This window comes from Pseudomonas sp. P1_F1_2, assembly GCF_056405815.1.
In genome coordinates this window covers 1-10402 of the sequence record NZ_JBFUBK010000157.1, presented here as the reverse complement: position 1 = coordinate 10402, position 10402 = coordinate 1, and the positions used below count along the sequence as shown (strand labels likewise).

The window sequence follows — 10402 nt, the reverse complement described above, 5'->3', positions numbered from 1 at the left end:
CGGCTGATGTCCGCCGAGCGTGTGCGTACAGTCGGCATAACCGGTGCCTCGATCGATGACCACGAGCCTACCGATGACGACATGAGTCCCGAAACACTGATCCATGAGGATGGTGCGCGGGACGCGCATGAGGCGGGCGACGGTGATCAGGCGGATTGGGATTTGAGTATTGTCGATGAAGATGACATCGGCGGTGGGAACGGGTTGGACGAGGAGCAGATGGCGCAGCGCGATCCGATGGACGGTAAACGCTGATCTGCGGTGAGGGGGCTTGCTCCCTCGCCGCAATAGCTGTGACTCAGTCGACCAGCGTACAGGCCATGACCACCGCATCTTCGCGCCCACCCACCGCCGGGTAGTAATCCCGGCGCCGGCCGATCTCGTTGAACCCGTACCGTTCATACAGGCGAAACGCCGACCGATTGCTGTCGCGAACTTCCAGGAAGCACTCCCGCGCCTCGGCCTTGTAGGCAATCGACATCAGGTGTTCAAGCAGCGTCAAACCCAGGCCGCGGCCTTGGTTTTCCGGCTTGACGGTGATGTTGAGCAGGTGCGCCTCATCAAGAATGATCTGCACCACGCCATGACCCACCTGCTGCTGCCCTTCGAACATCAGCCAGATCTGGTACTTGCCCAGGCCATCGAGGAATATCCCGCGTGTCCAGGGATGGCTATACGCCGCGTATTCGACTTTCAGTACAGCGTCCAGGTCCGCCTCGGTCATCGGGCGGAACGATACAGCGTCACTCATTTGATTCTTTCCAGCGCGCCATCAGCCGACGCATGGCTTGCCAGACATCAGCCTTACGCTGYGGCTCTTCCATTAATAATTCCAGACCCGGCAGGGCCCAGACCGAGCCCAGGCCTTCGACCTGGAGTTCACGGTTGAACGATTCGGCGTTCGCCTCACCGGCAAAACGCACCGCCGGCAGGCCGATCAGCCATACGCAGACACACGGCGCGTCTTCGATGCGCGCCGAAAGAAAGCCTTGCACGAAGTCGCGAGCCGCTTCCGGGCCCTGATCCATGGTGCCGCGAGCCAGCAGCGGCCAGCGTACCGGCTCGCCGACGATCTGCGGGCTGTCCGGCAAACCGGCAGCGCGCAGCATGTCCTTGAGTAGCAGATAAGCGGGATCGCGGGTCTGGAACGTTTCGCCTGTGGGTAACTCCACCAGCAGCAGGCAACGACCGGCGCGCAGCAATTGCAGGGCGAAGCGCGGTGGCGGCACTTGCACCGCCTTGGCGACGACCGGAGCAGCCTCTTCTTCGACCTTGGCGTTGGTGCGCGTACTGGCCAACGATGGACGCGGCACCTCGATTTTCACCCGTTCGGCCGGTTTGACCAGCGGCTCCACAGGCGTTTCAGGCACTGGAGCCAGCACTACCGGGGCGACGACCAACGGCTCAGGCATCTCGAGCAGTTCGGGGCGCGAGGGCGCGGCAAAGGGCAATTCGGTGCGCGGTAGCCAGTTGACCACCTGCATGGCGGTCAAATAAGCGCGACGACGAGACTCGATAAGCAAAGGTCGGCCACTTGTGGATAACTAAAAGTGCGCTGATTCTACCGCCGTTCGCTCAAGATCGCCCGCGCTTGATCGATAGAAACCCGACAGTCTGTCCCGAGAGTGAATCGACACGCCCGCGATGCAGTACAATCGCGGCTTTTAATCGCCAACCAGCCGGCCATTCCGATGATCGAACCCAAGCGCGTCTTGCGCGCCCTCGCTGAACACTGGGCACTTCTGGAGCCACTGTGCGAGCACTTCGACCAAGGCACTCTGAGCCTCAACGAATTGCGTTCACAGTTGGCCGCCCAGCAACTCGACAGTACGCCACAGGACATCACCAGCCTGCTGGACGTGTGGATCCGCCTCGATATTCTGGTTCCGGTGGCGAAAAGCCCGAACCGCTTCGAGCTCAATGCGCAGATCCACGACTTCCTCGCTTACCTGCGCCGTGAGCACCGTCTGGGCCTGTGCCTGGAAATCGAAGCCTACTTGCGTCACCTCGAACGCCTGGCCGGTTACATTCAGGACGCTTTCGACATTCGTGACGGCAACGATCTGGCGCGCCAGTTGCGCTTGCTCGATATGCGCGTACGCGACGTATTGAAGAAGCTCGACAACGACGAACAGGCGCTGGTGGCCGTGGCCGAAAGGGCCAAGACCAGCGACCGGCAGATTCCGTTGCGTCAGCGCTACGCCGAAGTCCTGGCGACCTGGGACGAATACGTCGAGCCGATGATCGACCTGGTGAACGCCGACGGCGCCTTCGAACAAGGTGTGCGCAAGGTCGAAACCGTCCTGCTCAAGATGCTCAGCGAGCAGCAGCGCCTTGGCCACCTGGTCGATGACGACATGCTGCTGCGTACCCACGCACGCATCCTCGAAATGCAGACCAGCGCCCAATTGACCCTGCGCCATGCCCGCGAGTTGCTGCTGCCGCTGCGTGAAGAAGCCCGCCGCCACAACGCCGTGACCCGTGGCGCCGCGCTGGCGCTGTCGATGATCCGTCGCAAAGGCATCGACGCCGTGCCGCAAGCGGCGATGCCGATGTTCACCCGTCCGCAAAGCACCTTCCTTGGCAGCGCCAGTCAGGTTGAAGCCTACGTGTATGCGCTGGCCCGGTTCGAACCAAAACCGGCGCGTTTCCCCAAGGCCCACAAGACCCAGAAAGGCGAAGCCCCGCGCGCGCCACGTACCGTTCGCGAAATGCTCGAACGCTGCGAAGACGCCCTGCCGATGCCCGACTTGATGACTTGGCTGCTGGAGCAGGAACCGGACGGCGCGACCGACGAATTGCTTTATTGGTTCTCGCGCCTGTCGCGGGAAAAACGCTTCAAACGCGAGCGTCTGGAACGCCGCGAATACCACACTCATGAGCACCAGGTCAGCCTGCGCTCCTTCGCCCTGCTCTCGGCCAGCGACACCGCCGAGGATTCTGCGAGCACTCCCTATGCATCTTGATCTATCCGAACTGTCTCAGCTGGCGCCGATCTTTCGCGAGCTGTTCAAGGGCTACCACGTCAGCCGCCGCGACCCGGAGCTGTACGCGCAACTGTCGAATTTCCAGGACCAGTACCGCACGCTGTTCAAGGCATTGGGCTTTGAACTGGTATGCGACACGCGTGGTTTCTACTACTTCGTGCCGGACCTGGCCGCCGCGGCGGTGAACAAGACCGCGCAACGTCTGGCGCTGTTCACCTTCATCCTCGTCGAGCATCTGGCCGATCAGGGCCGTGACCCGGTCGCCGTGCTCGACGGCGGTAGCCTCGGTCGCGATGAACTGCCGTCGCTGCTGGAGAAGTACCGCGACCTGTTCATCCAGGCCGAGGTGCAGACTCAGGAAGAACTCGAAGAAAAAATCATGCGCCGCATGACTCAACTCGGTTTCGCCAGTGAAGAAAACGGCATCTACCGTTTCCTGCCGCCGATGCACCGCTTCCTTGATGTCTGCCTGTCGGTGCAGCAGGACCGTGACCTGGCGGCCAGCCTGCACAGCGTGTTGCCACTGCCGGTGCCGGTGCTGATCGATGACGACAGTGACGAAAAACTGTTGGAAACCGATGACCCGTTGGACCTCAGCGAATTCGAGGGTGAAAGCGAAGAAGACGCCATGGCCCGCGCCATTGCCGAAGAACAGGAGCTCGACGCATGAGCAAGGAACGCTACGGCATTCGCCGCTTTGCCCTTTTGAACACCGCCGGATACAGCCTCGGCCTGTTTCCGCTGGAGGAACCGCTGTCGGTTTACGGCGCGAACAACCTCGGTAAATCCGCCTCGATCAACGCCTTGCAGTTCCCGATTCTGGCGCGCATGTCGGACATGAGTTTCGGCAAGTACAGCCTGGAGCAATCCCGGCGTTTCTACTTCGCCTCGGACACCAGTTACATTCTCGTTGAAGTCTCCCTGCCCCACGGCCCGCACGTGATCGGCGTGGTCGGCCGCGGCCCGGGCGGTGGTTTCGGTCACCAATTCTTTGCCTACGCTGGCAAACTCGATCTGGCCCATTACCAGAAGAACGACACCTGCCTGCGCCAGAAAGAATTGTTCACCAACCTTGAACGCGAAGGCCTCAAAGCCTACGAGTTGAAGCCGGATGAGCTGCGTCGTTTGCTGGTCGGCGGTCACACGTCGATTCCACTCGACCTGACCTTGATCCCGCTGCGCTCCACCAGTGAACAGAGCCTGAAAACCTTCCGTGCGCTGTTCATCAACTTGCTGCACATGCGCGAAATTACGGCGGCGAAACTCAAGCAGCTGTTCCTCGATGCGTTCGAGCACAGCCTGCGTTCCGGCAGCGTCGATTACATCGCCGCGTGTGAAGAGGCGTTCCGCGATGTACGGCGCATGGAGCAGGATTACAACTCGCTGGTCACCGCCGGCCCGCTGGTTGAAGCCCTGGCCGCGGGCGTTGCCCAGCGCAATATTCTGCGTGGCAAGCTGCACCGTATCTCACCGCTGCTCGATTCCCTGCTCGGCACTTGGTCGGACTACGCCAGTGCACGCAAGGAAGAGCTGACGATTCAGGCCGAGCATTACCGCAATGAACAAGACGCGCTGCAAAACGATCAGCGTGGCGGCACGCAAGAGCTGATGCGTCTGGAGCGGGAAATCACCGGGATCCAGCGCTGGCTCGGCGAGTTGTCGGTGCTCAAGCATCGCTTCGCCCTGGTCGATGACGTCAAAGTGCTGGAACAGCAACTGCTGGCGGCCAAGGACGCTCACGATGAACTGGCCGGTGCGCTGGCGCAGTCCCGTCAGTTCAGCGCCGAAGACCTCGAAGAGCGTCTGCGCGATCTGGAAAAACGCCTGAAGTCGGTCAAGCAGCAACTCGATCACGCCGACAACAACAGCTACGCCCGACTGCGCGAAGAGTTCTCGCAACAGGATGTCGAGCGCCTGATGCGCCTGTTCAACAGCGCGCTGTTCAGCCTGCCGCTGGGCGAGCATGGGATTACGCTGGACGAGGACGGTCAGTGGGTCAAATCCATGGAGCTGATCCTCGACGGCTTCAAAGGCGAGCGCTTCGAAGTGCCGGGCCTGTCCATCGACATCTCGAACATCGAGCCGCCGGCGCTGCAAGCCCTGGCTGACCGTGCAGCGTTGCGCGATCAGAAAGAGCGTCTGGACAAAGAACTCAAGCAACTCAAGACCCAACAAGCCGTCGCCGCCGACCGCGCCGCGAGCAAGACCCAGACGGAAGCGCTGTACCAGCAAGTGCTGGATGCGCAGAAAGCCCTGGAAGACTTCCGTCGCGCGCAAACCTTGAGCGCCGAAGAAGGCGACAAGCTTGAGCAATTGGCGCAGATGGAAGCCGCGCAGGATGAATTGAAACGCTCCAGCGACGCCTTCACCGAGCGTGTCCAGCAACTGTCGGCCAAGCTGCAACTGGTCGGCCGTCAGATCGGCGACATGGAAGCCAAGCAACGCACCCTCGACGACGCCCTGCGTCGCCGTCAGTTGCTGCCGGCAGACTTGCCGTTCGGCACCCCGTTCATGGACCCGATCGACGACTCCATAGACAACCTGCTGCCGCTGCTCAATGACTATCAGGACAGCTGGCAGGGTTTGCTGCGCAGCGACGGTCAGATCGAAGCGTTGTACGCACAAGTCCGCCTCAAGGGCGTGGCCAAGTTCGACAGCGAAGACGACATGGAGCGTCGTCTGCAATTGCTGATCAACGCCTACGCGCATCGCACCGACGAAGCCCTGACGCTGGGCAAGGCGCGCCGTGCGGCGGTCACCGACATCGCCCGGACCCTGCGCAACATCCGTAGCGACTACGACAGCCTCGAGCACCAACTGGCGTTGTTCAACCGCGAGATCAACAAGCGTCAGGTGTCCAACCTGCAAAGCTTCCGCATCGTGCTCGCGCCGAACAAGGAAGCGCTCAAGCACATCGACCAGATTATCCACAGCGCCGGCCAGTACGAAGAAGGCGAAACCCTCTCCGTCTTCGACCTGAGCCAAAGCGCCGAACAGGACAACAAGAACGAAGAGGCCAAGGAATACCTGGCACGGCTGGTGGCGGCCAACCACAACCAGCTCGGTCTCAAGGACTTGTTCGAACTCGCGTTCGAGATCACCAAGGTCAACGGCCAGCCGGTAATTCACACCGACATCGACGGCGCCGCCTCCAACGGCACCACGATGACCATCAAGGCGCTGACCAACATGTATTTGTTGCTGCACTTGATGGACCGCGACCAGGCCGGTCGCGTGCGTCTGCCGTACTACCTCGACGAGGCGGCGGACATCGACGAGAAGAACCAGGCAGCCTTGCTGGAAACCAGCCTGCAATTGGGCTTCGTGCCAATCCTGGCAAGCGTGAAGCCACAAGTGTGCGCCAGTGTCGCGATTGACCTGGAAGGTGGCAGCGGGCCGAACGGGATCTACATCGACGAGGCGGACTGGAAGTACATCCGTCGTCATGATGAAGTGAAGGCCAGCGTCGTTGTGCAAGCGGATGAGCCGGAGCTGGATGCGGTCTGAGTTAATCCGTTAGATACGGAAAAGGCCGCGATCCAATGGATCGCGACCTTTTTTATGCCTGTTGCCTGAGCTTATTTGCCGAGGGAGATTTTCGGTGCCCAGGTCAGCCATTCGTCTTCGAACTTGTCGAACAGCGGGAACGTCTGACCAGGCCGCACCGCGCTGCCCATCCGGTCGCCGTCTGGCGTGGCAAAGGCGATGCCGCCCTGGATCATCGTTTCCAGGGATTCAGTACGCACCGTCGCGCCTTTGAACAAACCGAAGTCGAAACCAAATCCGCTGCTGTTCCAGAATCGCGTACCACTGCGCACCAGCGGCGCGTATTTCGGCTCAATCTGGATGTGCACCAACACGCGGTCTGCGGTCTGCCCAAGTTCGTAGCCCGTCACTTTGCCCACGGTGATTTCGCGGTACGTTACCGGCACGCCGGTTTTCAGCGAACCACGCCGAGCGGCGCTCAAGACCAGACTCAAGCCAGTCTCTGACTTGGCGGCTTCCGGCGGGTTGGCCAATGCGACGAAATTCTTCTGCGGGCCGAGGTTCTTCGGTGCGGGCTGTACTTCGATGTATTGACCAGTCACCAGGGTTTCGAGATTGGAGGTCTTGATCAGCCCTAACTCAGGTTTAACCACCCAGAACTGGGTGCCTACCCGAGCGATGCGTTCCGGCACTTCGGTGATCCGCGCGGTGAGCAACACCGATTGCAGGTCATCGCTGAGGTCAACGTCTTCAATCTTGCCGACATCCAGCCCTTTGAATCGCACAGGCGTACCGTCACGCAAACCGTCGGCGCGCTCGACCTTGATGGTGACCAGTGTGCCTTTCTGATTGGCTTCTTCATGGTTGGCGAACAAACGAAAACGCGGAATTTTCTTTTGCAGCGGCGCCTTGGCTTGCGGGGTTTCGAAGGCAATGCCGCCGGCCATCAGGCTTTGCAGCGACTCACTTTTAACCTGGATTCCGCCCGTCAATCCGCCCGAGAGTGTGATGCCGCTGGCATTCCAGAATCGCGTCGAGGCGTTGACCAGCCCTTCGTATTCCTTCTCGATGTGAACGCCAATCACCAATTGCTTCTTGGTTTTGGAGAATTGATAACTCTGAACGGAACCGACCTTGACCTGCTTGTAGAGAATCGGACTGCCGACCTCCAGTGAGCCCAGGCTCTCGGTAAACAACACCAGGTGCAGGCCCGGCGAACGCAAATCCAGCGGCGGTGCCTTGGGCCGCGCCACGTATTCACGTTGCGGCGCAGAGCCTTTGTCGCCAGGGCGCACGGCAATGTAGTTACCTTTGACCAGCGCTTCCAGACCGGTGATACCCGCCAGGGAAATCGATGGCTTGACCACCCAGAACTGAGTGCCGGTCACCAGATAATCTTCAGCCAACGGATCAAGGGTCAATTCGGCGGTGGCGCCGGACAGGTCCGGATCGATCTTCAGCGCTTTCAGGTTGCCGACCTGGATGCCTTTGTACATCACCGGCGTACGGCCAGCCTGCAATCCTTCGAAGTCGGTGAGTTTGACCTTGACCCGAATACCGGCGGCAGCGGCGTCAAAGTCTTCATAAAGACGGAACGGCAGGCTCGGATCGGTGGGCGGGCTGTCCTTACGGTTCTCCGGCGTGGCGAACGCGATACCACCGGCGACAATGCTGGCAAGCGACTCACTGCGAATCTTCACACCGGACAGGTTCGCGTCGATGCTAACGCCACTGGCGTTCCAGAAGCGCGTGTGTTTGCGCACCAGATTGGCGTAGGTGGGTTCGATGAAAACTTTGAGCTCGACCGTGCTCTGATCCTGCGAGAGCACGTAGCTTTTGATCTGGCCGACCTTGATCTGCTTGTAGAACACCGGGCTGCCACGGTTGAGCGAACCAAGTCGATCAGCCTTGATGGTCAGGTGCAAACCCGGCTTCGCGTCTGACAAGGGAGGCTCTTCAGCCAGCGCCTTGAATTTGCGAACAGGCTCGCCTTCTCCCGGGCTGATCGCTACATAGTTACCAGAGACCAGCGTTTCCAGACCGGTGATCCCGGCCAGGGTCACGCTCGGTTTGACCAGCCAGAAGCGCGTGCTGGTCCTGAGGTATTGCTCGACATCCTTATTCATCTCGACGGTTGCGATCACCCCCTTGGAAGCGCCTTCGTCATCGAGCTTGAGGGCTTTGACCTTGCCGACCGACATCCCTTTGTAGACCACTTCAGTCTTGTTGGCCTGGATGCCTTCACCGCTTTCGAACCGCACCTGAATTTCGATTCCGGTCTCGTTGTAGGCACGCCACCCGAGCCAGCCACCGATGATCAACGCAATGAGGGGCAGAATCCAGATAGCCGACCAGTTCGAGGCCGGTCGGGTTTTTGCTGTAGGCAAATCAGTCATGGTCGTCGTCCGACTCCGTGTTATCCCAAATCAGTCGGGGATCGAAAGATACTGCGGCAAGCATCGTCAAAATCACCACGCTGGCGAAGGCGATGGCGCCAAGATTGGCTTCGATACTGGCAAGCCGTCCGAAATTAACGACCGCCACCAGGATGGCGATCACAAAGATATCCAGCATCGACCAGCGGCCGATGAACTCGATAAAGCGGTACATCCAGATTCGTTGGCGAGCCGAGAGTGGCTGGCGGCGCTGTATCGAAAACAGCAGCAAGCCGATGCCCACCAATTTGAACGTCGGCACTAGAATACTGGCAATGAACACCACTGCCGCGATGGGAAACATGCCGTAATGAACCAGATCAATCACGCCGGACATGATGGTGCTCGGGGCGCCCTTACCGAGTGAATTGATGGTCATGATCGGCAGCAGGTTGGCCGGAATGTAAAGAATCGCCGCGGTAATCAGCAGCGCCCAGGTGCGCACCAGGCTGTTCGGGCGACGGGCATGAACCAGCGCACCACAACGGGTGCAAACTTGCTCGTCGGTGTCAGCTTCCTGCTTGTTCAACTCATGGCATTCCGCACAAATCAGAATGCCTGCATCAATCGCCCGCATGGGCATCCTCTCCTGATAACGCCTGCCAGACCTGATGAGGCGACATCACCACCTCCAACCAGACCTGAATCAACAACAAACTGATAAAGCACACCAGGCCAAGACCTACGGTAATGGCCGCCATATCTGCCAGCTTTACGATCGCGACCAGTACGCCCATGAGGTAAACCTCGAGCATTCCCCAGTCCCGTAAATGGTGATAAATGCGATAGAGCAGCAAGCCGTAGCTGCGTCCGATATCAAAGCGAATGCTCAACAGCACGATTAATTGACAGAGCAGTTTGAGCAACGGAATGCCCATGCTGCACAGGAACACAATCACAGAAACGCTTTGCATACCCGTATCAAACAAGCCGACAACGCCGCTCCAGACAGTGTCCTGCGTCGATTGCCCGAGTAGATTGAGCTCCATGATGGGTAAAAAGTTCGCCGGCACATACAACAATAAAGCGGCGATGACCAAGGCGAGGCTGCGCTGCACGACGTTATGCCTATGTGCGTAGAGTTCATAACCACAACGCGGGCACAGCGCTTTCTCATCGTGAGCGAGTTCGGGTTTGCGCATCAGCAAATCGCACTCATGACACGCGACCAAATCGTTCAGCGGTAATTCTGACAGCCTGGTGGCGTCAACCGGATCTGACATAAAGACTCTGATTCCGAAAAAGTTGGTCCTATTCTAGAGGCATGAGTCGAAAATAACTGCGCCATTTTGTGCGTTAAGCAGGTGAGTACTTTTTCGAAGGCAAAACAAAACCCCAACTGCTTTCGCAATTGGGGTTTCGGAATTTAATCTTGACGATGACCTACTCTCACATGGGGAAACCCCACACTACCATCGGCGATGCATCGTTTCACTGCTGAGTTCGGGATGGGATCAGGTGGTTCCAATGCTCTATGGTCGTCAAGAAATTCGG

General features: G+C 59.3%; 8 protein-coding genes, 1 rRNA gene and 1 pseudogene. 4 read left to right on the top strand and 6 right to left on the bottom strand.

Translation table 11 applies throughout. The features are described 5' to 3' along the window. Nucleotides 1-255: pseudogene (locus AC1D2P_RS29135) on the top strand (serine kinase/phosphatase); the annotation flags it as partial. A 43-nt stretch (nt 256-298) separates the two neighbouring features. On the opposite strand, the gene rimI reads toward AC1D2P_RS29135, so the two are convergent. Both rimI and AC1D2P_RS29125 read right to left on the bottom strand, forming a co-directional pair. Beyond that, nucleotides 299-751: a ribosomal protein S18-alanine N-acetyltransferase gene (gene rimI, locus AC1D2P_RS29130; RefSeq protein WP_109787800.1), complete on the bottom strand. Its 453-nt coding sequence runs from the start codon at nt 749-751 to the stop codon at nt 299-301. Beyond that, nucleotides 744-1484, bottom strand: coding sequence for a hypothetical protein (locus AC1D2P_RS29125; protein WP_046030104.1), 741 nt, complete (start codon nt 1482-1484; stop codon nt 744-746). The genes rimI and AC1D2P_RS29125 overlap by 8 nt, the downstream gene beginning before the upstream one ends. 207 nt (nt 1485-1691) lie before the next feature. On the opposite strand from AC1D2P_RS29125, the gene mksB reads away from it, so the two are divergent. Genes mksB through mksF form a run of 3 tightly spaced genes read left to right on the top strand, consistent with a single transcriptional unit; the run spans nt 1692 to nt 6494 of the window. Continuing rightward, nucleotides 1692-2966, top strand: coding sequence for an Mks condensin complex protein MksB (gene mksB / locus AC1D2P_RS29120; protein ID WP_046030232.1), 1275 nt, complete (start codon nt 1692-1694; stop codon nt 2964-2966). Then, nucleotides 2956-3657 (top strand): Mks condensin complex protein MksE, encoded by a 702-nt coding sequence (gene mksE, locus AC1D2P_RS29115; protein ID WP_046030094.1) that lies wholly within the window; start codon nt 2956-2958, stop codon nt 3655-3657. Before mksB ends, mksE begins: the two co-directional genes overlap by 11 nt. Further along, on the top strand, nt 3654-6494 hold the full coding sequence (mksF, locus tag AC1D2P_RS29110) for an Mks condensin complex protein MksF (protein ID WP_477758390.1): 2841 nt from the start codon (nt 3654-3656) through the stop codon (nt 6492-6494). The genes mksE and mksF overlap by 4 nt, the downstream gene beginning before the upstream one ends. Before the next feature lie 71 nt (nt 6495-6565). On the opposite strand, the gene AC1D2P_RS29105 is transcribed toward mksF, so the two are convergent. From AC1D2P_RS29105 to rrf, 4 genes are all read right to left on the bottom strand, one after another. Continuing rightward, entirely contained in the window at nt 6566-8869 is a 2304-nt protein-coding gene (locus AC1D2P_RS29105) for a PqiB family protein (protein WP_046030091.1), read from the bottom strand. Further along, on the bottom strand, nt 8862-9485 hold the full coding sequence (locus AC1D2P_RS29100; RefSeq protein WP_046030089.1) for a paraquat-inducible protein A: 624 nt from the start codon (nt 9483-9485) through the stop codon (nt 8862-8864). Before AC1D2P_RS29100 ends, AC1D2P_RS29105 begins: the two co-directional genes overlap by 8 nt. Next, entirely contained in the window at nt 9472-10131 is a 660-nt protein-coding gene (locus AC1D2P_RS29095) for a paraquat-inducible protein A (protein WP_046030087.1), read from the bottom strand. Before AC1D2P_RS29095 ends, AC1D2P_RS29100 begins: the two co-directional genes overlap by 14 nt. A 147-nt stretch (nt 10132-10278) precedes the next feature. Next, nucleotides 10279-10394: ribosomal RNA gene (gene rrf, locus AC1D2P_RS29090) — 5S ribosomal RNA — on the bottom strand. Nucleotides 10395-10402: the final 8 nt, after the last annotated feature.

Coding starts and splice junctions, on each gene's coding strand:
- AC1D2P_RS29095 (WP_046030087.1), bottom strand. CDS start 10,131: ATGTCAGATCCGGTTGACGCCACCAGGCTGTCAGAATTACCGCTGAAC.
- AC1D2P_RS29100 (WP_046030089.1), bottom strand. CDS start 9,485: ATGCGGGCGATTGATGCAGGCATTCTGATTTGTGCGGAATGCCATGAG.
- mksB (WP_046030232.1), top strand. CDS start 1,692: ATGATCGAACCCAAGCGCGTCTTGCGCGCCCTCGCTGAACACTGGGCA.
- rimI (WP_109787800.1), bottom strand. CDS start 751: ATGAGTGACGCTGTATCGTTCCGCCCGATGACCGAGGCGGACCTGGAC.
- AC1D2P_RS29105 (WP_046030091.1), bottom strand. CDS start 8,869: ATGACTGATTTGCCTACAGCAAAAACCCGACCGGCCTCGAACTGGTCG.
- mksE (WP_046030094.1), top strand. CDS start 2,956: ATGCATCTTGATCTATCCGAACTGTCTCAGCTGGCGCCGATCTTTCGC.
- mksF (WP_477758390.1), top strand. CDS start 3,654: ATGAGCAAGGAACGCTACGGCATTCGCCGCTTTGCCCTTTTGAACACC.